Below are 25,507 nucleotides of genomic sequence, written 5' to 3' on the forward strand. Positions count from 1 at the left end.
TACCGCCTCAGCCAGGTGTGGCTTCGTTCAGCTTTCCGGTTGCGACGTCGAAGACAAAACCTCGAAGTGAGGTCGTCGCGGTGATGAACGGACTGCTCTCGATGCGTCGCAGAGATTGACGGACATCTTCTTCCACATCGGGGAAGGACTCGGCGGACCAATTCGGCTTGATTCCGGTTTCGTCCTGGATGGAACGTTTGAAGGCGTCGTCGGTGAATGTCAGCATCCCGCAGTCCGTGTGGTGGATGAGAATGATCTCAGTGGTACCGAGGAGTCGTTGGCTGATCGCCAGCGAACGGATCTCGTCGTCGGTGACCACACCGCCCGCGTTGCGGATGACGTGTGATTCGCCTTCTTTGATGCCGAGCATTCGAAACACGTCGAGGCGGGCATCCATGCAGGCCAGAACTGCGACGTGCTTGCTGGGTGGTAGGGGGAGTGGCCCGGAGAATTGCTCCGCATAGGCGGCATTGTTCTGTAGGTATTCATCGGTGACGGTCATCTCGGACGTGCCTTTCGAGAGTGCGGACTGTTCCCTTTCCAGTAGGTGCTTTCGCCGACGCGACCGCAAGGGTTCGCGTCTTGCTGATCAGAAGGGTGATAGGCGACAGAGCTGTCGGTGACACCCGGTAGCCTTGAGAACCGTGCATCCTGACGTAATTGCAGACCTGAACGCGCTCGACACCACCCTTCGCACCTGCGAATCGGTTGTGGACGTCGAGGAGCTGCGCCGACGCATCGACGAGCTCGAGCATCAGGCCGCAGATCCGGGCCTGTGGAACGACCAGGACCACGCGCAACAGGTCACCAGTGCTCTCTCACACGCGCAGGCAGAACTGCGTCGTATCGTCGCACTGCGTGAGCGGCTCGACGAGATGCCGATTCTCTACGAGTTGGCCGAAGACGAGGGTGCAGATGCACTTGCCGACGCAGACGCCGAGCGGGCAAGCCTGCGCGAGGACATCGCGGCCATGGAAGTCAAGACAATGCTCTCAGGCGAATACGACGAGCGTGACGCGCTGATCAACATCCGCTCCGGTGCCGGCGGCATCGATGCTGCGGACTGGGCCGAGATGCTCATGCGCATGTACATCCGCTGGGCCGAGAAGCATGACTACGGCGTCGAGGTCTACGACACGTCGTATGCCGAAGAAGCCGGTCTCAAGAGTGCGACCTTCGCGATCAAGGGTCCGTACACGTACGGCACCCTGTCTGTGGAGATGGGCACGCACCGGCTCGTCCGTATCAGCCCGTTCGACAACCAGGGCCGTCGTCAGACGTCGTTTGCTGAGGTCGAGGTCCTGCCCGTCGTCGAGACCACCGACCACATCGAGATCAACGAAAACGACATCCGCGTCGACGTCTATCGCTCCTCGGGCCCCGGCGGTCAGTCCGTGAACACCACCGACTCTGCGGTGCGTCTGACACACATCCCGACGGGCATCGTCGTGACGTGTCAGAACGAGAAGTCGCAGCTCCAGAACAAGGTGTCCGCGATGCGCGTCCTGCAGGCCAAGTTGCTGGCCGTCAAGCGTCAGGAAGAGCGCGCCGAGATGGACGCGCTCAAGGGCGACAGCGGCAGTTCGTGGGGTAACCAGATGCGTTCCTACGTCCTGCACCCGTACCAGATGGTCAAGGACCTGCGTACCGAGTACGAGGTCAACAACCCGTCGGCAGTGCTCGACGGCGATATCGACGGTTTCCTCGAGGCCGGCATCCGCTGGCGCATGAGCGAAGACCAGACCACATAGCTTTTACAGAAAGGCACGATGAATTTTCTGCAACCAGGTGAAACACTGGTCGCGTGGCTGAAGGACGATGGGTTGTCGATTCTGACAACCGTGCTCGGAGCGTTGCTCTTGGCTCGTTTTGTCAGTTGGGGCGGCAACAAGGTCACCGATCAGATCGACTCCAACTATCAGTTGGGTGACGCGCTGGTCCGCTCGGAGGCCACCAAGCATCGCCATTCGGTAGCGCAGGTGATCACGTGGGTGATCATCACGTTCATCTACGTCATCGCGACGATGAAGGTGCTCGACCAGTTGAACCTGCCGATCGGAAGTCTGGTTGCGCCGGCGACAGTTCTCGGTGCGGCGCTCGGTTTCGGCGCCCAGCGCGTTGTGCAGGACATTCTTGCTGGATTCTTCATCATCACCGAACGTCAGTACGGGTTCGGTGACACCGTGCGACTAGCCATTACCGGTTCGTCCGACGATGCCGAAGGCGTCATCGAGGACGTGACATTGCGTGTCACCCGTATGCGCAACGCGGATGGCGAGGTGATCACGGTTCCGAACGGTCAGATCGTGAAAGCGACCAACCTGTCCAAGGATTGGGCGCGTGCCGTCATCGACGTCCCGGTTCCGGCGACTGCAGATCTCACCCGAGTCAACGAGGTGTTGCGCCAGGTCGGAGTCGACGCGATGGCCGATCGTGGACTCAAGAAACTGCTCCTCGACGAGCCGACGGTCATGGGCGTCGAAAGCCTCGAAGTCGACCAGGTCATGATTCGAATGGTTGCGCGCACCCTGCCGGGCAAGCAGTTCCAGGTGAGCCGTGCATTGCGAGTTCGCGTTGCTGCGGCATTGCGGCGGCAGGGCATCACCGTCACACCCGGAATTCATACAGCCAGTACGGCCAGTACCGAGGAGGCGGGCGAATGACCGATCAGGAACCTCGTCGTGGCATCGAAAAATTCTTGCATCTGGACTGGTTGCCGGCGATGTTGTTCGGCGGCCGAATGCGGACGTCCACATTCATCTTGATCGTGGCGTGGCTTCTCGCCGGCTTCGCTCACTCGTATTTCAACCCGGCACCGCCGGCGGCAGCGCCGGCACCTGCTGCCGAATCGTCGGTGACGGAGCCGTACGTGCCGCCCCGGGAAAATACGTCGACAGCAAGTACGACGACAACAACGACCGCGGTGCCGACCACCACGGAGTCCACACCCGCCGGCGCCGGTGAATCCACCACCCAACGGGCTCCGGGAGCGTCGACGACTACCGGTGTACCACCGGGACCTCCGCCGGTCCCCGAGGAGATACCGGCGAATCCGGGTCAGGCCAGCGTCACGACGCCCACTGCGACCACCGCGTCACCCCCGGTGACGCAAACTCCGATAGTCACCGAAACGCGGTAAATCGGGCAGTGTCGCAGCGCGTTGCTCCAAGGTCACTGTTATATAACGGCTAGACTGGCTCGTTGTGATCAGCATGAAGAATGTGTCGAAGTCCTACAAGGCCTCCACCAGGCCGGCGCTCGACAACGTCAGTGTGGAGGTGGAAAAGGGGGAGTTCGTCTTCCTCATCGGCCCCTCCGGCTCCGGCAAGTCGACCTTCATGCGCCTACTCCTCAAGATGGAGTCGCCCACGTCGGGTGATATCGAAGTCGGTGAATTCCACGTCAACAAGTTGGCGGCGCGTCGAGTTCCGAAGCTTCGCCAGAGCATGGGATGCGTATTCCAGGACTTCCGGCTGCTCCAGCAGAAGACTGTGTCCGAAAACGTCGCGTTTGCCTTGGAAGTTATCGGCAAACCGCGAAACGTGATCGCCCGAACCGTCCCCGAGGTCCTCGAAATGGTGGGCCTGTCCGGAAAAGCTGATCGCCTTCCGACCGAACTGTCCGGCGGTGAGCAGCAGCGCGTCGCGATTGCACGAGCCTTCGTCAACCGTCCGCTCGTTCTGCTGGCCGACGAACCCACCGGCAACCTGGACCCCGAAACCAGCCAGGACATCATGCTGCTTCTCGAACGGATCAACCGCACGGGAACCACCGTCGTCATGGCAACCCACGACCACCACATCGTCGACTCCATGCGTCGACGCGTCATCGAACTCGATCTCGGCAAGGTCAGCAGAGACGAAGCGCGGGGTGTGTACGGCGTCGGCAGATAAACGCCGACGGCTCTACCTTTCATCCCGTACGCCCACCGGTTGCTGTGAAGCGGCCGATCATTCGAGAAGGAATCGGATTCCCCGATGCGCGCCAGTTTTATTTTCAGCGAGGTCCTGACCGGCCTGCGCCGCAACATCACGATGACTATCGCCATGATCTTGACGACGGCGATTTCGTTGGGTCTCTTCGGTGGCGGACTGCTCGTCGTGCAGATGGCGGGCAAGACGCAGCAGATCTTCCTCGAGCGAGTTGAGGTCCAGATCTTCCTGACCGACGACATTTCGTCGACGGACCCCGGTTGTGAGCAGGAAATCTGCAGCTCTCTGCGGAAAGAGCTCGAGCAGACTCCGTCAGTCGTGGCGGTGCAGTTCCTCAACCGCGACGACGCGGTGAAGGATGCCACCGAGCGAGTGTTCAAGGACCAGCCCGAGCTGGCGGCATTGGTGAGCCCGGACAGCTTCCCGGCGTCGTTCAAGGTCAGGCTCAGCGATCCGGAGCGATTCGGCGTCATCAACGACACCTTCGGCACCAGGCCGGGCGTCGAGAGCGTTCTCAACCAGCGTGAGCTCGTCGACCGTCTGTTCAGCGTTCTCGGGGGAGTGCGCAACGCCGCGTTCGCTATTGCCATCGTTCAGGCTGTTGCTGCAATTCTGTTGATTGCCAACATGGTTCAGATCGCGGCATTCACGCGTCGTACCGAGGTCAGCATTATGCGATTGGTGGGCGCGACGCGTTGGTACACGCAGCTTCCGTTCCTCCTCGAAGCTATGGTTGCCGCGTTGATCGGTGCAGTGCTTGCTATCGCGGGACTGTTCACAGCCAAAAATGTCTTCATCGACGGTGTGCTGGCCGACGTATACGAAGCCAACATCGTCGCCCGGATTTCCAACAGTGACATCCTGTTCGTCTCGCCGTTCCTGGTTCTTGCAGGTGTAGGAATGGCCGCGATTACGTCGTACATCACCTTGCGTCTGTACGTCCGGGAATAATCAGTTTGCGTGAGCTTCTATGCTGGAGCCAGAAGTACAGACATTCGAGAAGATAGACAGCGGACTGAGAGGCCCGGACAGTGAAGGAACAGGGCCGCAAGGTCATTGCGACCAATCGCAAAGCGCGTCACAACTACACGATCATCGACACCTACGAAGCCGGAATCGCGCTCGTCGGTACCGAGGTCAAGAGTTTGCGTGAAGGAAAAGCGTCGCTCGTCGACGCGTTCGCAACAGTCGACAATGGTGAGGTGTGGCTGCGATCGCTGCACATCCCGGAGTACACGCAGGGTAGTTGGACCAACCATTCGCCGCTGCGTGTTCGAAAACTGTTGCTGCACAAGCGTGAGATCGAGCATCTTGTGGGCAAGACCCGCGAGGGCAACCAGACACTGGTTCCGCTGTCGATGTATTTTGTCGACGGCAAGGTCAAGGTCGAGCTGGCTCTCGCGAAGGGCAAGCAGGACTACGACAAGCGTCAGGACATGGCCAAGCGCACCGCTGAGCGTGAGGTGACCCGCGAGTTGGGCCGTCGCATCAAGGGAATGCGCGGATAGTACGTTTCTAGCCGCGCCTCTAGCCTCGGCGATCCGGCGGAGCCGCGCGCAAATGCACGCGTTCGCCTTGTTTGCCGAACAGGCTGATCACTTCTGCCGGCCTGCCGTCAGCGGCGCTGAACCGATGGGGAATGTGCGTGTCGAACTCGGCGGCCTCACCGGCGCCCATCACAAAATCACGGTCACCGAGTTGCAGTCGGACGCGACCGGACAGCACGTAAAGCCACTCGTATCCTTCGTGTGTTCCCTGCGGGTGATCGTCGTCGGTTGGCGCGATGATCATCTTGTAGGCCTGCAGATTTCCCGGCTGGCTGGTCAGCGGGATGATTGTCATCGAACCCACCTCGCGAGGTTCGGCGCGCACTCGCGGATCCTGGATCCCGCTGTTCACCAGGTCGTCCAGAGGAACGCCGTGTGCTTTGGCGATAGGGAGCAGAAGCTCCAAGTTCGCTTTGCGGCTACCGGATTCGAGGCGCGACAACGTGCTGACGCTGATGCCGGTTGCTTCGGATAAATCGGTCAGGGTCATGTCGGATTGCTGACGCAGGTTGCGCAGGCGCGGCCCGATTCCGGCAAGGACAGCTTCGAACGTTGCGTCGGTCATGCCCTCAGTTTGCCAAACTGGCAATAGGGTTTGTCAAGTCTGGGACGCGGTGTCACTCTGGATTCATGACGCAGAACTCCTATGACGTAGCAGTAATCGGTGGCGGCGCAGCAGGGCTGAACGCAGCACTCATCCTCGGCCAGACGCGCAGGTCTGTCGTGGTCTTCGACAACGGCGCACCACGTAACGCGGCCGCCGCCCACATGAACGGATTCCTCTCCCGGGACGGAATGAACCCAGCTGAATTATTGACCGTCGGCCGCGGGGAGGTTCGGAAGTTCGGCGGCGAATTTCACGATGGAACCGTCGTGTCTGTCGACCGTGACGGTGCACGGTTCTCGATCGAACTTGCCGACGGTGCAAGGATTTCCGTGCGCAAGATTCTCGTGGCTACCGGGTTGACGGACCGCCTACCGGAAGAGCTCCGTGGGTTCGGCGAGCGCTGGGGGCAAGACGTCCTGCACTGCCCCTACTGCCACGGATACTCCGTACGCGATCAGCCGCTAGGCGTAATCGGCAAGAGCGCAGAGTTTGCGATGCATCAGGCACTGATGATCCGGCAATGGTCAGACGACGTCGTCCTCTTCCTGCATCGGATTGCAGAGTTGAGCGCCGAGGATCGGGAAAAGCTTGCAGCCCGCGACATTTCGATCGTGGAAGGCGAGGTATCTGGTCCCGTGATCGAAGGAGATCGCCTCGTCGGCGTTCGATTGGCGGACGGCACCACCGTCGCGAGGTCGGCGATCTTTGTCGGCGGCGCGATCACGATGGACCCCAATGACTCGATCCTGCGCGCCTTCGGGGCGGAGCGCGCCGCGAACATGATGGGTGAGTTCGTGGTTGCCGACAATATGGGTGCCACCAGCGTTCCCGGGGTCTGGGCGGCGGGCAACGTCGTCGATCCGAGCGCGCAGGTCATCATGGCTGCAGCGGCCGGAGCTAAGGCCGGAGCGGCGATAAACATGGCGCTGACCACGGACGATCTCGAGGATGCACTCGCGAGACGCTGAGACGCTGATGATGCTGCTGCGTACGGTGGGGTGATGGACGCAGTGAGAGTGTTGATCACAGGCGCGACCGGCTACATCGGCGGACGACTGGTACCCCGCCTCCTGGAGGAGGGGTACCAGGTCCGGGTTCTGGTGCGCAGTCCCGAGAAGTTGCGCGACGTTCCGTGGCGTGATGGCGTTGAGATCGTCCGTGGAGATTTGACTGACAAGTCTTCCCTCGCAGCTGCTTTCGAGGGTATCGACGTTGTCTACTACCTCGTGCACGCGATGGGTGGTGGTGGCTCGTTTTCCGACGTCGACAAACGCAGTGCGGAGAATGTGGCTACGGACGCAGCTGCCGCAGGCGTGCGACGGATTGTCTATCTCGGCGGTCTGCATCCGTCGGACCGAGAGTTGTCGACGCATTTGAAGTCGCGACTCGAAGTCGGCCAAATCCTGCTCGGCTCCGAAGTGCCGACGATCGTCTTCCAAGCGGGGGTCGTGATCGGGTCGGGATCCGCATCCTTCGAAATGGTGCGTCACCTGACTAATCGACTTCCTGTGATGACCACTCCGAAGTGGGTGCACAACAATATTCAGCCGATCGCGGTGCGGGACGTTCTTCACTACCTCGTAGCGGCAGCGGCGGTGGAGCCCGTTATCAATCGCGCCTTCGATATCGGAGGGCCGGACGTTATGCAGTACGGCGAAATGATGAACACGTACGCCGACGTCGCGGGGTTGGTGCGTCGGCGCATTGTGGTTCTTCCGGTGCTGACACCGAGACTTGCCGGCCACTGGGTGGGGCTGGTCACGCCGATTCCGCGACGGCTCGCGATGCCGCTCATCGAGTCACTGCAGAACGACGCGGTGATGGCTAACCACGATATCGACAGCTTCATCCCACCGCCGAAGGGTGGGCTGACTCCCTACCGGGAGGCCGTGCGGTTGGCTCTGCGCAAGATCGAGAACGGTGAGGTCGAGACGGCCTGGTCGGGAGCCTCGATCGAGGGCGCGCCGTCGGATCCCCTTCCGTCGGATCCGGATTGGGCGGGTGAGACTGTGTACGTCGACCATCGGGAACGCGACTGCGCTGCAGATCCACAAACCTTGTGGTCGGTCGTCGAATCCATCGGCGGTGAGAACGGTTGGTACTCATTCCCTTTGGCGTGGGCCATTCGAGGGTGGATGGATCGCGCGGTCGGTGGTGTCGGTCTCCGGCGTGGTCGGCGCGATCGGCGCCGGCTCAATACCGGTGAGGCCTTGGACTTCTGGCGGGTCGAAGAAATCGATCGCGGAAGATTGCTACGACTTCGAGCGGAGATGAAAGTGCCCGGGGGAGCGTGGCTGGAGCTGCGCGTATCCGAGGGGACGGATGGTGGTTCTCACCTCGATCAACGGGCTGTTTTCTTCCCCCGCGGTCTAGCCGGACGGATGTATTGGTACGCGATCCTGCCCTTCCACGGTGTCGTTTTCCAGGGCATGATCACCAACATCACCGGCGCAGCAGAACGTGCCAATTAATTGGTATGACTTCCGAACGTCGGCGCGTTATAGTAGGTGGCCCCACGAAAGACGCGGGGCACACACGGGGCTGAACGGTTTCGACTGCGTGTGTTGAGTTAGGGGAAGCGTGTCGGTGCAGGCAAGAGACCACCGTAAGCGTCGCTGCAAACCTATAAGCGCCGATTCCAATCAGCGCGACTACGCTCTCGCTGCCTAAGTAGCGAAGCGTGTCTGTCAGCCCGGGGTTGCCCTCGACCCGGTTCCTGGCATCAGCTAGAGGGCTTTACTGTTCGGCTCGGTCACGGAGTCGAATGGGACATCAAACAGTGACTGGGATCGTCATCCTGGCTTGTCTGCGAGACTGGGAGATCCAAGTAGAGACTTAGCAGACTGCACACGGAGAAGCCCTAGCGATTCAACGTAGGACCCGGGTTCAATTCCCGGCAGCTCCACAACAGGTCGGGTCGGAGAGTTCACACTCTCCGGCCCGACCTTTTTGTGTTGTCAGCGGCGCTTGCGTTGTCAGTGGCGTTGTCAGTGGCTCTGTGCGGTGAGCGGTGTCGATCAGGAACCGAAGAATCCAAGGTCGATGGAACCGAAGAAGCCGGGAGCTTCCTTCGCCAGCGGCTTTCCGTCGAGCGTTGCGGGCAATGCCATGCCGGGGCTCCGCAGAACGGTCGGGGTAGTGTCGAGGTTTCCGGGTACTGATATATCGAGGCTCCGCAGAATGGTCGGGGTAATGTCCGCGATCGTGTAGTCGCCCGTGGCCTTGCCTGGCATGTATCCGGCGCCGCGTGCGATCACAAATGAGGTTGCCTCTGCTGCGGATTGTCCGCCGTGGCCGCCCCACGGCTTGTGACCGTGATCGGCGGTGACGAGGACCGTCCACTGCTCGCCGGTCGTCGCGGCCCGGGCATCGACAGCGGCGACGATTTTTCCGACCTCTACGTCGACAGTCTCGATGCCCTTTTTGTATCCAGGTCCGTTGGTGCCGGCAGCGTGCCCCGCACCGTCGACCTGATCCAGTTGGGTGAAGATGAGGTCTGGGCCTCTGTCTGTGATGGCAGCAACGACTGCGTTTGCCGTCGCAATGTCCGTGGCAGCAATCGATCCGGCGTCGGGTGTGGTGATGACGACGTCGGCCTTCGGCGTGCCGCTGGATGCGATGTTGCTGATGCCGCCCCAGGTGGAGATCGACTCGGTCACCAGAGCGGGGTTGGCTGCTTCGATCCGGGTGAAGACAGTGGGGTAGAGATCGTAGCGAGCACCGGCAAACGTGTTGTCCATCACGCGGTGCTTGGTGTCCCAGACACCGGTGAGGATCGTGGACCACGACGGCCCGGAGATGGTGGTGTGGCCGAGGATGGACGATTCTCCGCTGGTGCCTTCGGCGATCAGCTTGTGCAGGTTGGGTGCATCAGCGGTCTTGACGTGGCTGAGCATTGTGCCGTCGAGTCCGATGACTACCGTCTTCTGGGTGGCAGCCGGAGTGAGCGCGGATGAGCCGGGACTGGCTGCAGCAGTCATAGTTCCGGCGACTACCGCGCCGGCAAAGAGGAATGTGAGAGCGGCTGAGGTACGTGCGATTTTCTGGGTCACGCGACGGATCCTAAGCCCGTTGCACTACCGGAATGTGAGGATGATCCGATTGTCTATTTTGGGGCCCAACCGTCGAGAATGACACTGACTGCATGGTCCAGGTGCAGGGGTTCGCCTCCCCAGTTCGGAATGATCGCGTTGTCGGGGATACCGTCGCGCAAGAGTTGATCTGCCAGGCCGCTGATTGGCGGGGAGGGCGCCAAAACATCTCCGTCCGGGGTGTGAAACTCGAATTGTTGATCGCCGTGTGCAGTGATCGTGAATTGGTCGCGGTGCAAAGCCCGATGGCACGTGCCGCACAGCAGAATCAGATTGTCGAGATCGGTCTTTCCGCCGCGCCCCCAGAATTGGACGTGGTGAGCGTGTAGAAATCTGGTGCGCCCGCAACCTGGTGTGCGGCAGTAGCCGTCGCGGTAGGTGAGAGCCAGCATCTGTTTGGCGCTGGTGACACGGGTCCGTCGGCCCAGGCTCAGGACGCAGCCCTTTTTGGTTTTCGCCAGTCGGAGGCGGGCGTTGCAGAGTACTTCCTCCGTGTCGTTTTCGGGCAATGCTGGTCCGCCGGGTATCCGGACGGTGTCGTGTTCATGGAAAAACACCACTTCGGCGGCGCTACTGGCTCCCGTTGCAGGGTTTGCGACGGCTGCCGCGGAGAGGTCAGCCATCGTGAGGAGTGCGGGCCCGATATCGCCCGGCGGTTTCTTGGCTGCATTCGCGTGTGTAACAGGTTCTTCCGGCGCGGCTTGTTCTGGCCCGGCTTGTTCCGGCGATGTGCGGGTGCGCTCACGCTCGGATGCGGTGATTGCTGCCATGAGTCGGGCTCCGTCTTGCGCCGGGAGTCGGCCTTTGAGGACAAAATCTCCGGTGTCCGGATCCCAATGCCAGCGGATCTGGAAGCGATCGGGTGATTTCCGGCGTGCGATTTCCTTATCGGAGGCGGTATGGAGGCCGGCGACAAGGCGGTCGATCTGGGCGGCGGGCGCTTCGCGGCCCATACGGACCATTTGCGCCTCGTTGGCCGGCGTGGCGACGCGGGTGAGGGCACGAACCTTGGAATACGACAATCGACCTTGCTCGAATGCCTGTTGCATCTTCGGTAGAGGGCGGAGCGCTTTGGCCACGCGCACGTATTCGCGACCGGTATGCAGACTTAGTCCGCATTTCCAGGACAGCCAGTGGGCGCAGGAGTGAAGGCCGGGGCCGGTCCATCCGCGCTGTTCGTCGAAGTCGCCGAGGAGTGCGAGGAATCGGGCGGTAGCCGCCGCAATTTGGCCGGCGAGTGCACAGATTTCCACACCGATATTGTCGACAGCCGCCCTCTCGGATTCCTTGTCAGCACCCCTCTCCGTGACTCCGTCTGCTGCTCTGTCCAATTCCATCGTGTTCATCGCCAACCCCCTGGCTCGAATATTCGTTCGACAGTAAACCGGGGTACCGACAAACTTCGACAGACACTGAAAAGCGTCCCCGCGGGGACGTGGACAAAAAATCATTGCAGTCCCCATCCAAGTGGCTTGCGGCTCCGAATACTGCCTATGACGCCTCAACATTCGACGACGCCTGGCAAAAGACCCAGGGTGGTGGTGATGGTTCTGCCTGGTGGCAAGGTTTTGAGTCGCCGACGGTCGAGATTGTGGCACCTGTCGAACCTGCGGATGCTTCCGTTCACTGCCGCACTTCGGCGGCAGGGGTTCGAGGCAGTTCAGGTCCGATATCGCACACGTGGGTGGAACGGGGCCGAGCAAAGTCCAGTGGCAGATGCTCGGCAGGCGCTCAATCGGATCACAGCGAGCGACCCTGGCGCCACAGTGGTTTTGCTCGGTCATTCGATGGGTGGGCGGGTGGCTGCCGCTTTGCTGAGTGACGGGTTGTCGGGTGACGCGGCAATTGCCGGCGTCGTCGCACTTGCGCCGTGGTGGCCCGCCGGGACGTCACTGGAACTTGATCAAGGCACTCGACTGCTGGTCATCCACGGCACTGCGGATCGCTGGACCGATCCGGCCGCTTCACAATCGACGGTCGAGATGGCGCAGCGGTCCGGTGCCGACGCCGAGTGGATCGGCGTCGAAGGTGCGGGGCACTTCATGTTGAGTCGACCCCGTTGCTGGCACCGATTGGCCATCATCGCTGTTTCGGGCATGGCGCGGGGAGTAACCGAATTGAAGCAAGGAGAACGACGATGAGTTCGGAAAAGCGCAAGGTTGCCGTTGTGGGCAGCGGAGTCGCCGGGCTGACTGCAGCGTGGGTGCTGAGCAAAGACTCGGATGTGACTTTGTACGAGGTGGACTCGCGCTTGGGCGGGCATGCGGACACCCACTCGGTGACGGACCCTGAGGGTCGGTATCTTGCAATCGACACCGGGTTCATCGTCCACAACGACCGTACCTATCCGACGTTGCTGCGACTCTTCTCCGAACTCGGTGTCGTAACGCAGGAGTCGGACATGAGTATGTCGGTGCGTTGTGGAGGTTGTGGTCTCGAATACTCCGGTGGGCAGGGTTTGCGCGGAGTGCTCCCCACGCCCGGGTTGTTGGTCAACGGCAGCTTCCTCTCGATGCTGATGGAGGTCAAGCGGTTTCATCGGCGAGCGCGTGCTGTGCTGGATTCGACAGATGCATCGATGCCGGATCAGACGCTGGGTGCCTTCTTGCAGAAGGGTCGATTCTCCGAATACTTCACGGCGCATTTCATGACACCGTTGGTGTCAGCGGTGTGGTCGTGCAATCCGTCATCGGCGCTCGAGTATCCGGCGCGATACTTGTTTTCCTTCCTCGACCATCACGGGATGCTCAGCATTGCCGGCTCGCCGAGCTGGAGAACGGTCACGGGCGGCTCGGTCGAGTACGTGAACGCTGTGGCCCGGGGCATCGGTGATGTTCGGCTCAGCACTCCCGCGCGGGCGATATACCGGCACAACGATTCCGTTGAAATTCGTGGGGGAGACGATCGGCTGGAGAGCTACGCCGCCGTGGTTGTCGCAACGCATCCCCAGCAGGCGTTGAAGATTCTGGCGGATCCGACGGCGACGGAACACGAGGTGCTCGGTGCTATGCCGTACACAATCAATCACACGCAGTTGCACACGGATGAGACTGTACTGCCGCAGAATTGGAATGCTCGGGCGTCGTGGAACTACTATCTTCCGGATTGTGGCGCGCCGTCCGATCATGTTCTGGTGAGTTACGACATGACTCGCCTGCAGCGTCTCCCCGACACGGGTCGTCGGTACATGGTGACCTTGGGTGGGGATGACATGGTGGCTGCGGATTCCGTGATCGACAAGATGATGTATGAGCACCCGCAGTACACGCCGGCTTCTGTTGCGGCGCAGGGGCGCCTTCCCGAACTCGACACGAATGTACTCGCCTTTGCGGGCGCCTATCACGGTTGGGGGTTTCACGAGGACGGTGCGTTGTCCGGATTGCGTGCTGCTGAACGAGTGGGCGGGCGATGGTCATGAGCATGCCTTGTCTACCTGCCATCATTCACATGAGCATTCGGCACGTGCGATCCGAACCGCTGCGCAACGAGTTCGAATACCGGAGCTACAGTTGGCTTGTCGATGTCGACCAGCTCCCGGTACTCCCGAAACCTCTGCGGCCGTTGGCCGGATTCGATACCGGAGATCACTTGGGTGATCCGATGAAGACCCTTCGAGGAAATGTTGAAGCGTTCCTCGCCGCCAACAACACAGATTTTTCCGGTGGGCGCATCGTGATGCTAGCGAATGCGCGGGTGTTCGGTTATGTGTTCAACCCGTTGAGTGTTTTCTGGTGCTTGGACGACGTCGGCAGTGTGGTTGCTGTGGTGGCAGAAGTTCACAACACCTACGGGGAACGGCATTGTTACCTGCTCAATCCCGACGACCGGGGTTCGGCCCGAACGGCTAAGGCTTTCTACGTCTCGCCGTTCAACGACGTCTCGGGCGAGTATCGAATGCACTTGCCTCTGCCGGAGGAGTCTTTGAATCTGTCGATCGTGCTCGCTCGCGACGGGCAGGCACCGTTCGTGGCAACGGTGTCCGGTCGGTGTTCGCCGGCAACCACGAGCGAAATTCTGCGCAGTGCGTTGGCTATCCCACTCGCACCACTTCTGGCATCCGCGCAGATCCGATACCAGGGAATCCGATTGTGGGCCAAACGCTTACCGATAGTTCCCAGACCTCGACACCAACCACAGGAGGCAGTGCAATGACCACAACCACTCTGGCCGCTGAGGTTGATCGATGGCCCGGCGTTGCTACAGTTCCGGGCGGTCTGAAGGTGCGTATCGCGGCACCAGTTGCACGATCGCTGTTCCATAAAGCTGTGGCGCGCTTGCCCTTGCGGGTCCAGATGCCGAACGGTGACGTCTCCGGCGGTGGGGGCGTCGGCGCTCCGTTGATGATCATTCATCGACCTGAGGATTTTGCAGCGAGGGTCGGTGACAGTGGCCTGATCGGTTTCGGCGAATCGTATATGGCCGGGGACTGGGAGGCGTCGGATCTCACTGCAGTCCTCGAAGTGTTTGCATCTCGCGTCGCGACATTGATTCCCGGGTTCTTGCAGCGTCTGCGTGGATTGTACATTCCGAAACAGCCTCGTAATGAACGTAATTCGACGCAGAACACACGCTCGAACATATCCCGGCACTACGACCTGTCCAACGAGTTGTTCGAACTTTTCCTCGACGACACGATGACTTACTCGAGTGCGTTGTTCGAGAACCTCGCGACGGGAGCGTTGCCGTCGTGGAACGTGTTTGCCGCCGCGCAGCACCGCAAGATAGATCGACTCCTCGACGGCGCCGGCGTGGGGCCAGGCTCACGGGTTCTCGAGATCGGAACGGGCTGGGGTGAACTGGCGCTTCGCGCGGCGCAACGTGGTGCGACGGTGCGATCGGTGACCTTGTCGGTGGAGCAACAGGAGTTGGCATCCAAGCGGATCAGTGCTGTTGGCCTTGCCGATCGCGTGCAGGTGGACCTCCTGGATTACCGGCTGGTGGAGGGTGAGTACGACGCGGTGGTGTCGGTCGAGATGATCGAGGCCGTCGGCCACCAGTATTGGGGGAGCTACTTCCAGAAAATCGATTCTCTGTTGGCTCCCGGCGGACGGGCCGCGATTCAGGCCATCACCATGCCGCATGATCGAATGTTGGCTACCCGCAACACCTATACGTGGGTACACAAGTACATTTTCCCCGGCGGATTCCTGCCTTCGGTACGCGCGATCGAGGATGTGACCGAACGGCTGACCACGCTGCGGGTGCGTGAGCGAATGTCCATGGGTGATCACTATGCACAAACCTTGCGTCTGTGGGATGAGAAGTTCACTGCCAGAACCGAAGAAGTCGAAGAACTCGGATTTGATGCGGTGTTCGCCCGGATGTGGCACTTCTATCTCTGCTACTCCGAAGCCGGATTCCGGTCCGGGTATCTCGACGTCCAGCAAGTGATTCTCGATCGGAGGAACCCGCAATGACTGCCACTGTTGCTGCTCGATTGGCCGAATTGATAGAGCCGCTTGTCGGGGGTGAGCTTCCGGTTCGTCTCACCGCCTGGGACGGTAGCTCTGCAGGGCCGTCAAACGCGCCGAAAGTGACTCTGCGCAACGCGAATGTGTTGCGTCGGCTCCTGTGGAATCCTGGCGAGTTGGGCGCCGCGCAGGCGTATGTTCTGGGAGAGTTGGACGTCGAAGGTGATCTCGGCGACGCGCTTACCCACGTGTGGAAAGTCTCGGCCGAGCGCGGGTTGGGTTCGGTGACAACGACTCCGGCCGTTGTACTCGCGGCAGTCAAGGCTGCGCGTTCGCTGGGGGCATTCGGACGGCCGCTACCGCCGCCGAATTCGCAGGCTCAGGTCAGGGGGCGTCTGCACAGTCTCGCAAGGGATCGGGCTGCGATCGGGCACCATTACGACCTCTCCAATGACTTCTACCAGCTAATTCTCGACGAGAACATGGCCTACTCCTCCGGGTACTGGACGTCGGAGGATCCCGATTACACGCTCGAGGATTCTCAGCGCGACAAACTGGACCTGGTGTGTCGCAAGATCGGCCTCGATCAGTCCCGAGGACGTCGTCTGCTTGACGTTGGCTGCGGTTGGGGTTCCCTGAGCTTGCAAGCTGCCCGTGAATACGGTGCACATGTTGTCGGAGTAACGATTTCGGCGGAGCAGAAGGCTTTCATAGACGCGAAGGTCCGGATGCTCGGACTCGAGGATTGGGTGGAGATCCGTTTGCAGGACTACCGCGAAATTCCCGACGGTCCGTTTGACGCTGTTGCTTCGATCGAGATGGGTGAGCATGTCGGTGAAGACAACTATCCGACTTACGTGAAAGCGCTGCATGACAACGTAATCGAGGGTGGTCGAGTGCTGATTCAGCAAATGTCCCGTACGGGCGCGTATCCCGGCGGCGGGCCTTTCATCGAATCATTCATCGCGCCCGATATGTTCATGCGCCCGCTGGGGCGCACGGTCGCGATGATCGAGGAGGGTGGCCTCGAGGTGCGTGACGTCCAGGGCCTCCGTGAGCACTATGTGCGGACTGTGGACGCATGGATCGACACCTTCGAATCCAACTTCGAGCGGGTTGTCGAACTGGTCGGACTCGAGGTTGCTCGCGTCTGGCGCCTCTATCTTGTGGGCGGCGGTATGGCTTTCCGGGACGGCCGTATGGGCGTTCACCAGATTCTTTCGGTGCGACCGTAATGGGTACGGTTGCGCTCGCGAGTCTGCTGGCGATTGTTGTCACTATGGCGGTGACGGCGGTGATCGGTGTGCGGATCGGCCGCCACAACGTCGTCGACGTGTCCTGGGGTGTTGGCTTTGTGGTGATCGCTGCTGTGTCCGCGGCGGTGGGTACGGGCGATCTGTGGCGTCGACTCTTGATGCTTGCGCTGGTGGGGATGTGGGGATTGCGATTGGCGTCGCACATGGCTGTGCGTTCCCGAGGAAAGGGTGAAGACCCGCGCTACGAGGAACTGCTGGGCAAAGCGAGTGGCAATCGCACTCTCCATGCGATTCGGAAAATCTATGTGACACAAGGTATTTCCTTATGGTTTGTCTCGCTTCCGGTGCAGGTGTCGGCACAGTCGAGTGGCGGGTTCAACGTCATTGTTGTGCTCGGCGTGCTGTTGTGGCTGCTGGGAGTGACATTCGAGGCGGTGGGTGACCGGCAGATGGCGGCCTTCAAATCCGATCCCGGTAGTCGCGGGCACATCATGGATCAGGGACTGTGGGCCTGGACGCGTCATCCGAACTATTTCGGTGACGCGTGCGTGTGGTGGGGGATCTTCCTCGTCGCTGCATCCGCCTGGCCGGGAGTGCTGACAATTCTCTCGCCCGTCGCAATGACGTATTTTCTGGTGTTCGCCACCGGAGCGCGACTCCTCGAAAGGCATATGGCTCAGCGTCCCGGGTATCGGGAGTATCAGGAGCGCACAAGCTACTTCGTTCCGCGACGCCCACGATCCGCACCCGGGGCTTGACTCTCGGCCTAGCTCTCGCCGAATCGGTCGAACAGTGCAAAGGTAGTCGTGTGAGCGTGAGTGAATTGAAACTACCGGCGGCCATCGGTGCGGTGGCCGCCGGCGGCGCGCTCGGGGCGCTGACACGATATGGCCTCGGTGAGCTGTTCCCGCACATCTGGACGACGCTCGTCATCAATGTGGTCGGCTCGTTGATCCTCGGAATCCTTGCCGCACTGTTGGTTCACAACAAGGGGTGGTACGTCTTCCTCGGTACAGGATTTTGTGGCGGCTTCACTACGTTCTCGTCGTTCGCGGTTCATGCGGTGACCGAAAGCCCGATTCGATCGATCCTGTACGTGCTCGGCACGTTGATTCCGGCCATTCTTGCTGCGGCGTTGGGCAAGGAACTCGGTGAGCGGTGGATACGTAATCGTGAAGGGGCAGTGGCATGACCGTTGTCCTCGTAGCTCTCGGCGGAGGTGCCGGTGCCACCGGCCGATACCTCCTTGCGAAATACGTCCCTGCCTACAAGGGATTTCCGGCCGCAACATTCGCGGCTAACGTCCTGGGTTGCTTCCTGCTCGGATTGTTCACCGGCGCAACGCTCTCCACCCCGTTGGCTGCCTTGCTCGCGACGGGCTTTTGTGGCGGTTTGTCCACGTACTCGACCTTTTCGAACGAAAATGTCGGCATGCTCGAGAAGCGTCAGACGGCCCTCTCGTTGGTGTACATCATCGTCAGTCTTGTCGTCGGTCTCAGCGCTGCCTGGTTGGGAATTCAGATCACAGAGTAGAGAATGGGCTTCAGTCGTGTCGGCTTCGTGGCCGACCACCGTGCTTAGGGGGAGTCGTGGCGCACGAACGAGCAGGACAGGTGGCACTGCCACAGGATTTGGTGGATGTACCGCATCTGGTCACTGCCTATTACGTCCGCACGCCGGACCCCGAGAATCCTCTGCAGCAGGTGGTATTCGGGACGTCGGGCCACCGAGGTTCCAGTCTCGACAACGCATTCAACGAAGCCCACATTCTTGCCACGACGCAGGCGATCGTCGAGTATCGAGCGTCGCAGGGCATCGACGGGCCGTTGTTCATCGGACGCGACACCCATGCACTTTCCTTGCCGGCTTGGACATCCGCGTTGGAAGTTCTGGTTGCCAATGACGTAGTGGTGCTTGTTGATTCGCGTGACGGATACACGCCCACGCCCGCTGTCAGCCATGCGATCCTGCGTTACAACTCCACTCGTCCCGAAGCCCGAGCCGACGGAATCGTCGTCACGCCTTCGCACAATCCGCCGCGTGACGGCGGATTCAAATACAACCCTCCGCACGGCGGCCCGGCCGATACCGATGCCACATCCGTGATCGCTGCACGCGCCAATGAACTGATCAGAAACGGACTTTCGGGCGTACGACGCGTCACTGCGAAGCAGGCACACGCCCGCGTCGAGCGATACGATTTTCTGCGTCACTACGTCGACGACCTCCCGTCGGTGCTCGATCTGGCAGCGATCCGCGACGCCGGTATCCGGATCGGCGCAGACCCGTTGGGCGGAGCGAGCGTCGACTACTGGGGCGCAATCGCAGAAACACATCGCCTCGATCTCGAAGTGGTGAATCCGTTGGTCGATCCCACGTGGCGATTCATGACGCTCGACACGGACGGAAAGATCCGCATGGATTGTTCCTCTCCGGACGCCATGGCGTCGTTGATCGGGATCCGCGATCGGTACGACATCGCCACCGGCAACGACGCCGATTCCGATCGCCACGGCATCGTCACACCCGATGGTGGATTGATGAATCCCAATCACTATCTGGCTGTCGCCATCGAGTACCTGTTCGCTCATCGACCGAATTGGGGCGCCGATACCAAGGTCGGCAAGACTCTGGTGAGTTCGTCGATGATCGACCGGGTTGTCGACGGGTTGGGGCGTCAACTCCTCGAAGTTCCGGTCGGCTTCAAGTGGTTCGTGCCGGGTCTGCTCGACGGTTCTGTGGGATTTGGCGGCGAAGAGAGCGCGGGGGCGTCGTTCCTGCGCCACGACGGTTCGGTGTGGACGACGGACAAGGACGGGATCATCCTTGCGCTGCTGGCGTCGGAGATCACAGCGGTAACGGGTAAGACGCCGTCGCAGCATTACACGGCGCTGACCGAGAAGTTCGGCACTCCCGCCTATGCGCGCATCGATGCTCCGGCGACCCGCGAGCAGAAGGCGGTGCTGGCAAAGCTGTCGCCGGATCAGGTCACTGCCACCGAATTGGCGGGTGAGCCGATTACTGCGGCGCTCACGGCAGCTCACGGAAACGGCGCCGCGATCGGCGGTTTGAAAGTCACCACCGAGAATGCGTGGTTTGCCGCGAGACCGTCGGGCACCGAGGACGTCTACAAGATCTACGCCGAGTCGATGAAGGGCGCCGAGCATCTCGCACAGGTGCAGGCGGCGGCCAAGGACCTGGTGTCGAGCGTTCTGAAACCCGGCTAAAATCCTGGGCGACATGAAAACTCGCGCAGCCAGACTGCCACAGGAAATCTGGGTACTGGTTTCCGCCAGCTTCGTCATTGCCCTCGGGTTCGGTGTAGTTGCCCCGGCGCTACCGCAGTTCGCCCGCAGCTTCGACGTATCGGTGACCGCCGCCACCGTCGTCATCTCGTCGTTTGCATTCATGCGTTTGGTGTTTGCGCCGATGAGCGGCACCTTGGTGCAAAAGCTCGGTGAGCGGCCCGTCTACATCACCGGACTTCTGATCGTTGCGTTGTCCACCGGTGCGTGTGCGTTTGCGCAGGATTACTGGCAACTGCTGCTGTTCCGTTCGGCCGGCGGCATCGGTTCGACCATGTTCACGGTCTCCGCGCTGGGGTTGCTCATCCGGATCTCACCGCCGGACAGCCGGGGCAGGGTCTCCGGCCTGTACGCGACGAGTTTCCTGATGGGCTCGATCACGGGTCCGATCTTCGGTGGTGCGCTCCTGCAGTTCGGTCTGCGGATGCCGTTCATCATCTACGCGGTCACGCTTGTCGTCGCCGCTGCGGTGGTGTTTGTCAGCTTGCGCGGCTCGCATCTGGCGTCGCCGGAGAAGGGCGAGGTCGTCACACCGATGACGTTGGCCGAGGGTTTGCGTTCGCCGGTGTATCGGGCGGCGCTGGGCTCGAACCTGGCCTTCGGTGGTGTCATCTTCGGCGTCCGCGTCGCCATGGTTCCGCTCTTCGTGGTGGAGGCACTGGAGCGCGAGGATTCGGTCGCGGCCTACGCGTTGGCGGTCTTCGCCGTCGGAAATGCGTTGGTCTTGACGTTCTCCGGTCGACTATCCGATAAGTACGGGCGCAAGCCGTTTGTCATCGCGGGCTTGCTTGTGTGCGGGTTCGGCACCATCGCGATCGGATTCACCGAAAACTTGGTTGCGTTCTTCGTGATCGCCGCGATTACCGGCGCAGGTTCGGGTTTGATGAGTCCGTCGCAGCAGGCTGCGGTTGCCGACGTTGTCGGTTCGAAGGCTCGCGGAGGCCCGGTTCTGGCGGTGTTCCAGATGATGTCCGACGTCGGCGGGGTTGTTGCTCCGATCTGTGCGGGCCTGCTGGCTCAGAATTTCTCGTACTCCGTGGCGTTCGCCGCGATGGGATCCGTGGTTGTCCTCGCTACGGTGGGCTGGCTTCTGGTGCCGGGGAAGTCAGTGACTGCCAAGGCAGTCAGCTCTGAGCCTGCTCACTAGGTCGCTCTGTAGGCTCGGCTCGTGGCGATTCGCATCGTGAGTCTTGTGGCCCGGTTGGGCTTGGCGGCTGTCTGGTTGATTTCGGGTGGGCTGAAGTTCCTCGATCCCGTGCAGACGAAGATCGCTGTCCGGGCGTACCAACTTCTGCCCGAGAGCCTCGTCGGACCCGTTGCGATGGCATTGCCGTTGATCGAGATCATCCTCGGATTGCTTCTGCTCGTCGGTCTTGCCGTCCGGGCATCGGCCGTTGTCTCCGTGCTGGTACTCGTCGTGTTGATCGGCGTGATCATTTCGGTGTGGGCCCGTGGATTGTCCATCGACTGTGGTTGTTTCGGCGGTGGTGGAGCGGCCGACGTGGGCGCGTGGGATTACCTCAGCGAGATCTTGCGGGACATCGGTTTCTTGGCGCTGGCAGTGTGGTTGTGTGTCTTCCCGCGCTCACCGTTGGCATTGGGACAGGGATCACGTGTGGGTTTCTCAGTTGAAGCTCAGTCTTCAGTGGCAAGGTAGACAAAACTACCGACGCACGAAGGACTGCATCAGCGTGAGCGCCCAGAACAAGAAGTACACCCCGGAACCGGTATCGAGTCGTTCTACCTACATCATCGGCGGGTTGGCGATCGTAGTCATCGCAGCCTTGGTGTTCGGCGGCATCTGGTGGCAGAGCAGCAAGAACAAAGTGCAGAACGAGGGCTACGGCTCGGTGCAGAACTCCGAGGTTGTGGTCACAGTCCAGGACAACGGCGTCGTACTGCTCGGAAAGCCTGATGCGCGTACCACTCTCGACATCTTCGAGGATCCGCTGTGCCCAGCGTGCGCGGCACTCGAGCACCTGAGCGGACAGGCAGTCGCGCAGGCAATCGACAACGGTGACATCGCCGTTCGCTATCACATGCTCAACTTCCTCAACAAGGCATCGAGTAGCGGCGACTACTCCACCCGCGCCGGCGCTGCGTTGATGTGCGTCGCGCAGGACGGCAACGCCATCGCGTACTCACGCTTGCACACGGCACTGTTTTCGCCGGACAACCAGCCGGCCGAGAGCGGAAAGAGTGATCACAGCAACGACGAACTGGCGAGCCTCGCCACCGAGAACGGTGCGTCTCCGGCCGCAGCCACCTGCATCTCCTCGGGAGTGAACGTAGAGGCCGCTGCGGCCAACGCAGCTGCAGCCAGTGAAGCGCTCTCGGCGGCCGGCAGCACTGGCACCCCGACGGTGGTTGCGGACGGCAAGATCGTCAGCACCAAGAACAGCGACTGGGTCTCGCAGTTCACTTCCTGAGGCGATTGCGGCCGCTCTGAAGTGAGAGCGGCCGCACCCTTCTGACCAGCCGATTTGTAGCCCGACGCGCAAGTGGTGTAACTTTCTTCGAGCAAGCGGAAAGCAGAACAGTCGCCTGCAAGATCAACTGAATACGGGGCTATGGCGCAGCTGGTAGCGCACCACACTGGCAGTGTGGGGGTCAGGGGTTCGAGTCCCCTTAGCTCCACCCGAGAAAAAGCTCCTCACTTGCGAACCTTCGCGAGTGAGGAGCTTTTTTGTGTCTCGAGCTTGGTAGTACTCGCCGCAGCAGGCGGTTAAGGGGGACACGCCTGCTGCGGGAGGATTATGTGCGGATTCCCGCGGTCTGTGACGCCAGGGCGCGCTCGACGGCCTCGCCGGCAGCAACTGCGTACGGGGCCCGCAGGATGTCCTCATGGGATCCGAGGATGTCTTCGAAGGTGACACGGCCTGTGGCGACAGCCGACCAGTCAGCGGCGCTCTGACGGTTGTCCTCACCGCGGATGACGGTTACCGCACCGCGGTACGGGCACGGGACGTAGTTTCGAAGCGAGGCGAGTCCGCGGTGATAGAAGAGGTACCACTGCATCGAGGTGTCGAACTGCATGACTCCGGCAAACTGGTATCGGAACCAAATTCCCAGGACTGATTTCCGCGACGTGCGTGCTCGCGCATTGAGAACGGGTTCGGGGCTCGTTGTCTCGGGGCCTTCTTCTTCGCGCACAGCGTCAGGGTTCGGCGCAATCATGTTCTCGCGCAGGTGGGTGTCCAGAATGACAACGTGCTCGACGGTCTCGCCTTCGTCGTGGAGGCGACTGGCGATTTCCAGGGCAACGAAACCGCCGTGCGAGTAGCCGCCGAGGACATAGGGTCCGTGCTGCTGGACCTTCCTGATCTCACGGATATACCGATCAGCCATCTTCGAGATAGTTCGATCGGGGAGGCCGCGCGATTCCATTCCATGCGCTTGCAGGGCGTACACCGGTCGGTTTCCGGACATTGCCTGCGTCATTGCGAGGAAGCTCAGTGCCGGCGCTCCGGCACCGGTGATCAGGAAGAGCGGGGTTCGCGAACCTTCGGTGGTGAGAGGAACCAAGTCGGAAGCCCGACCTTCGTCACGTTTCCTGTTGCAGAGCATGGCGTCGACGAGCGCAGCCAGTTCTCGAATGGTTGTGGCCGTGGCAAATTGGGCTCCGGTGACGGTGACCAGGACCGCTGCCCGAACGGCAGTCAGCATCTCGGCGGCAGCCAGTGAATCGCCGCCGAGCGCGAAGAAATCGTCGTCGCGGTCCAAGCTTTCGAGGCCGATGATCTTGGACCAGATGATGGCAATGCGAAATTCGGTGATGGTTTCCAGCGTCGGTCCGGCCGTCGTGGTGGTGACGGGTGCCGGCGCGGGAAGTGCGGCGCGGTCGATCTTTCCGCGTTCGGTGCGAGGGATAGAAGTCAGCATGATGATGTGGCGGGGCACCATCCAGCCCGGCAGCCGTTGGGAAAGTTCACGTCGAACTTCGGCGGGGGACAAGGTAATTCGATTCGGATTGCTGACGACGTAGGCGCACAGAACCGGGTCGTCGTTCTCGGTTTGCACAATGACGGCAACGTCCACGACGCCGGAGATCGCGCGGAGTGAGGCGTCGACTTCGGTGGGTTCGACGAGATACCCGCGGATCTTCACAGCGTCGTCGAGACGGCCCCTGAGTTGTAGTTCCCCCTGGGTATCGATGCATCCACGGTCGCCCGTCCGGTAGCGGCTGACACCGTCAGCGAGGGCGGTGAAGCGTTGCGATGTCCGCTCAGGATCGCCGTGGTAGCCGTCGGCCAAGTCGCTGGAGATGATGTGGATTTCGCCGACCTCGCCGTCGGGGAGTGGGTTGCCATCGAGGTCGACGATCTGGACGTCTTTCCCGTCGCGAGCACGACCGGCCGGGACGATGCCCGACGGGAATGCCGAACCCGGAGGAAAAGCGTTGTACGCGACCACGCCGGTCTCGGTGGTGGCCATCCAGTTGACGTAGGTGACACCCGAGAATCCGTGATCGCGGTGTTGTTGGTAGTCACGGCCGTGCGCGGCCTCGCCGTACGTGACGACGACGCGCAGAGCGTTATCGGAACTATCGCGCCGATCAGTGGGTTCGGCGGCGGTCCAGGCACGCAGGAAGGAGGGCGCGCAGTGGGCTGTGGTGATTGCGTTCCTGCGGAGCCAGTGGTCCAGGTTGGATGTGCCGTCGACCCGCGGGTCCCAGCAGTACACGGTGACGCCGTTCATCAGTCCCATGATGAGAGCGGTGATGCCGGCGCCGAAGCTGACAGGCAGGAGGTTTCCGATGTGATCGTCCGGACGCAGATCAATTGCAGCGGCGAGTTCGTCGGCCTTGTTGAGACACATCGAGTGGCTGAGCACGACACCTTTGGGAGCGCCGCTGGTACCGGAGGTGAACGCGATCATCGCCGGATCGGAACTGAGGGGCTCGAGTGCATTGCCGAACCGGAATTCGGTGGCTGCAGCTTCCTCGAGAACGGTGTGCAGGGCGACGGCTCCCGAGGTGGCGAGAATGTGTTCGCGTCGGGCGTCGGGTAGTTGCGGATCGATCATGACCAACGGTCGGCCGGAGATCAGGGTTGCGAGTAGGTAGACGACGGCCTGGGCGGTGGGCTCGAGGTCTACTGCGACGGGGCAGCTTCCGTGTGGGCCTCGAATGTCGAGTTCACGGGCGATTGCGTCGGCGCGCACTTCGAGATCGGCGAAGGTAATCTGATCGCGTGGGGTGACTATGGCTACGGTGTCGTGCTGCATCGAGGTGACACGGCGCCACCGGGATTCGATGGTCTCGTCGATGACGGCGTATCTCGTACGCTCGAGTCCCAAATCGACAACGTTCATGTCTGAAGCTCCGTTCCAGCTATCAGTTACCGTAGAGCAAATACT

The 25,507-nt window shown here is 61.2% G+C and carries 25 protein-coding genes, 1 tRNA gene and 1 other RNA gene; 22 read left to right on the plus strand and 5 right to left on the minus strand.

The window, feature by feature from the left end:
* Positions 1–7: 7 nt before the first annotated feature.
* Positions 8–502, minus strand: a complete 495-nt coding sequence (locus BDB13_RS13945) for a beta-class carbonic anhydrase (protein WP_094272164.1) — start codon at positions 500–502, stop codon at positions 8–10.
* Positions 503–644: 142 nt separating this feature from the next.
* Between BDB13_RS13945 and prfB the strand changes: the two genes are divergently transcribed.
* The 6 genes from prfB to smpB all read left to right on the plus strand — a co-directional run bounded on the left by prfB (position 645) and on the right by smpB (position 5,440).
* Entirely contained in the window at positions 645–1,751 is a 1,107-nt protein-coding gene (prfB, locus tag BDB13_RS13950; protein ID WP_094272165.1) for a peptide chain release factor 2, read from the plus strand.
* Between the two features lie 18 nt (positions 1,752–1,769).
* Positions 1,770–2,663, plus strand: coding sequence for a mechanosensitive ion channel family protein (locus tag BDB13_RS13955; RefSeq protein ID WP_094272166.1), 894 nt, complete (start codon positions 1,770–1,772; stop codon positions 2,661–2,663).
* Positions 2,660–3,139 (plus strand): hypothetical protein, encoded by a 480-nt coding sequence (locus BDB13_RS13960; protein ID WP_094272167.1) that lies wholly within the window; start codon positions 2,660–2,662, stop codon positions 3,137–3,139. The genes BDB13_RS13955 and BDB13_RS13960 overlap by 4 nt, the downstream gene beginning before the upstream one ends.
* A gap of 73 nt (positions 3,140–3,212) precedes the next feature.
* A complete protein-coding gene (gene ftsE / locus BDB13_RS13965; protein WP_206041267.1) occupies positions 3,213–3,893 on the plus strand; it encodes a cell division ATP-binding protein FtsE in 681 nt (226 codons plus the stop codon).
* Positions 3,894–3,977: 84 nt separating this feature from the next.
* A complete protein-coding gene (ftsX, locus tag BDB13_RS13970) occupies positions 3,978–4,883 on the plus strand; it encodes a permease-like cell division protein FtsX (protein ID WP_094272169.1) in 906 nt (301 codons plus the stop codon).
* Positions 4,884–4,963: 80 nt separating this feature from the next.
* Entirely contained in the window at positions 4,964–5,440 is a 477-nt protein-coding gene (gene smpB / locus BDB13_RS13975; protein ID WP_094272170.1) for an SsrA-binding protein SmpB, read from the plus strand.
* Between the two features lie 19 nt (positions 5,441–5,459).
* Here the strand turns inward: smpB and BDB13_RS13980 are convergent, their stop codons facing one another.
* Positions 5,460–6,044, minus strand: a complete 585-nt coding sequence (locus tag BDB13_RS13980; protein WP_094272171.1) for a helix-turn-helix domain-containing protein — start codon at positions 6,042–6,044, stop codon at positions 5,460–5,462.
* A 65-nt stretch (positions 6,045–6,109) separates the two neighbouring features.
* Here BDB13_RS13980 and BDB13_RS13985 point away from each other — a divergent pair, with 65 nt between their 5' ends.
* The 3 genes from BDB13_RS13985 (at position 6,110) to ssrA (ending at position 8,994) form a co-directional block, all read left to right on the plus strand.
* Positions 6,110–7,054 carry an NAD(P)/FAD-dependent oxidoreductase gene (locus BDB13_RS13985; protein WP_094272172.1) on the plus strand — a complete coding sequence of 315 codons (945 nt, stop codon included), beginning with the start codon at positions 6,110–6,112 and terminating at the stop codon, positions 7,052–7,054.
* Positions 7,055–7,087: 33 nt separating this feature from the next.
* A complete protein-coding gene (locus BDB13_RS13990) occupies positions 7,088–8,557 on the plus strand; it encodes an SDR family oxidoreductase (RefSeq protein WP_094272173.1) in 1,470 nt (489 codons plus the stop codon).
* 66 nt (positions 8,558–8,623) lie between these two features.
* Positions 8,624–8,994: a transfer-messenger RNA gene (gene ssrA / locus BDB13_RS13995) on the plus strand.
* Positions 8,995–9,103: 109 nt separating this feature from the next.
* Here ssrA and BDB13_RS14000 read toward each other — a convergent pair.
* Both BDB13_RS14000 and BDB13_RS14005 read right to left on the minus strand, forming a co-directional pair.
* On the minus strand, positions 9,104–10,138 hold the full coding sequence (locus tag BDB13_RS14000; protein WP_094272174.1) for an alkaline phosphatase family protein: 1,035 nt from the start codon (positions 10,136–10,138) through the stop codon (positions 9,104–9,106).
* Positions 10,139–10,191: 53 nt separating this feature from the next.
* The gene (locus BDB13_RS14005; RefSeq protein ID WP_254922816.1) at positions 10,192–11,523 is read right to left on the minus strand and encodes an HNH endonuclease; all 1,332 of its coding nucleotides are present in this window, start codon (positions 11,521–11,523) and stop codon (positions 10,192–10,194) included.
* A 198-nt stretch (positions 11,524–11,721) separates the two neighbouring features.
* On the opposite strand from BDB13_RS14005, the gene BDB13_RS14010 reads away from it, so the two are divergent.
* The 13 genes from BDB13_RS14010 to BDB13_RS14070 all read left to right on the plus strand — a co-directional run bounded on the left by BDB13_RS14010 (position 11,722) and on the right by BDB13_RS14070 (position 22,786).
* The gene (locus tag BDB13_RS14010; protein ID WP_254922817.1) at positions 11,722–12,318 is read left to right on the plus strand and encodes an alpha/beta hydrolase; all 597 of its coding nucleotides are present in this window, start codon (positions 11,722–11,724) and stop codon (positions 12,316–12,318) included.
* Positions 12,315–13,595 carry an NAD(P)/FAD-dependent oxidoreductase gene (locus tag BDB13_RS14015; RefSeq protein ID WP_094272176.1) on the plus strand — a complete coding sequence of 427 codons (1,281 nt, stop codon included), beginning with the start codon at positions 12,315–12,317 and terminating at the stop codon, positions 13,593–13,595. Before BDB13_RS14010 ends, BDB13_RS14015 begins: the two co-directional genes overlap by 4 nt.
* Positions 13,596–13,624: 29 nt before the next feature.
* Positions 13,625–14,329 carry a DUF1365 domain-containing protein gene (locus tag BDB13_RS14020; protein WP_441347192.1) on the plus strand — a complete coding sequence of 235 codons (705 nt, stop codon included), beginning with the start codon at positions 13,625–13,627 and terminating at the stop codon, positions 14,327–14,329.
* Positions 14,326–15,594, plus strand: a complete 1,269-nt coding sequence (locus tag BDB13_RS14025; RefSeq protein ID WP_094272178.1) for an SAM-dependent methyltransferase — start codon at positions 14,326–14,328, stop codon at positions 15,592–15,594. Before BDB13_RS14020 ends, BDB13_RS14025 begins: the two co-directional genes overlap by 4 nt.
* Positions 15,591–16,823 carry an SAM-dependent methyltransferase gene (locus tag BDB13_RS14030; protein ID WP_094272179.1) on the plus strand — a complete coding sequence of 411 codons (1,233 nt, stop codon included), beginning with the start codon at positions 15,591–15,593 and terminating at the stop codon, positions 16,821–16,823. The genes BDB13_RS14025 and BDB13_RS14030 overlap by 4 nt, the downstream gene beginning before the upstream one ends.
* Positions 16,823–17,602, plus strand: a complete 780-nt coding sequence (locus BDB13_RS14035; protein WP_094272180.1) for a DUF1295 domain-containing protein — start codon at positions 16,823–16,825, stop codon at positions 17,600–17,602. The genes BDB13_RS14030 and BDB13_RS14035 overlap by 1 nt, the downstream gene beginning before the upstream one ends.
* Positions 17,603–17,658: 56 nt before the next feature.
* Positions 17,659–18,036 (plus strand): fluoride efflux transporter FluC, encoded by a 378-nt coding sequence (locus BDB13_RS14040; protein WP_094274910.1) that lies wholly within the window; start codon positions 17,659–17,661, stop codon positions 18,034–18,036.
* A complete protein-coding gene (crcB, locus tag BDB13_RS14045) occupies positions 18,033–18,377 on the plus strand; it encodes a fluoride efflux transporter CrcB (protein ID WP_094272181.1) in 345 nt (114 codons plus the stop codon). Before BDB13_RS14040 ends, crcB begins: the two co-directional genes overlap by 4 nt.
* A 56-nt stretch (positions 18,378–18,433) precedes the next feature.
* Positions 18,434–20,071 (plus strand): phosphoglucomutase (alpha-D-glucose-1,6-bisphosphate-dependent), encoded by a 1,638-nt coding sequence (gene pgm / locus BDB13_RS14050; protein ID WP_094272182.1) that lies wholly within the window; start codon positions 18,434–18,436, stop codon positions 20,069–20,071.
* Between the two features lie 13 nt (positions 20,072–20,084).
* A complete protein-coding gene (locus BDB13_RS14055) occupies positions 20,085–21,296 on the plus strand; it encodes an MFS transporter (protein WP_094272183.1) in 1,212 nt (403 codons plus the stop codon).
* 21 nt (positions 21,297–21,317) lie between these two features.
* Complete coding sequence (locus BDB13_RS14060) at positions 21,318–21,806, plus strand: MauE/DoxX family redox-associated membrane protein (protein WP_094272184.1); 489 nt, start codon at positions 21,318–21,320, stop codon at positions 21,804–21,806.
* 34 nt (positions 21,807–21,840) lie between these two features.
* Positions 21,841–22,578 (plus strand): DsbA family protein, encoded by a 738-nt coding sequence (locus BDB13_RS14065; RefSeq protein WP_094272185.1) that lies wholly within the window; start codon positions 21,841–21,843, stop codon positions 22,576–22,578.
* Positions 22,579–22,713: 135 nt separating this feature from the next.
* A tRNA-Ala gene (locus tag BDB13_RS14070) sits at positions 22,714–22,786 on the plus strand.
* A gap of 117 nt (positions 22,787–22,903) precedes the next feature.
* On the opposite strand, the gene BDB13_RS14075 is transcribed toward BDB13_RS14070, so the two are convergent.
* Positions 22,904–25,462 (minus strand): alpha/beta fold hydrolase, encoded by a 2,559-nt coding sequence (locus BDB13_RS14075; protein ID WP_094272186.1) that lies wholly within the window; start codon positions 25,460–25,462, stop codon positions 22,904–22,906.
* Positions 25,463–25,507: the final 45 nt, after the last annotated feature.

Source organism: Rhodococcus sp. OK302 (assembly GCF_002245895.1).
Lineage (GTDB): Bacteria > Actinomycetota > Actinomycetes > Mycobacteriales > Mycobacteriaceae > Rhodococcus_F.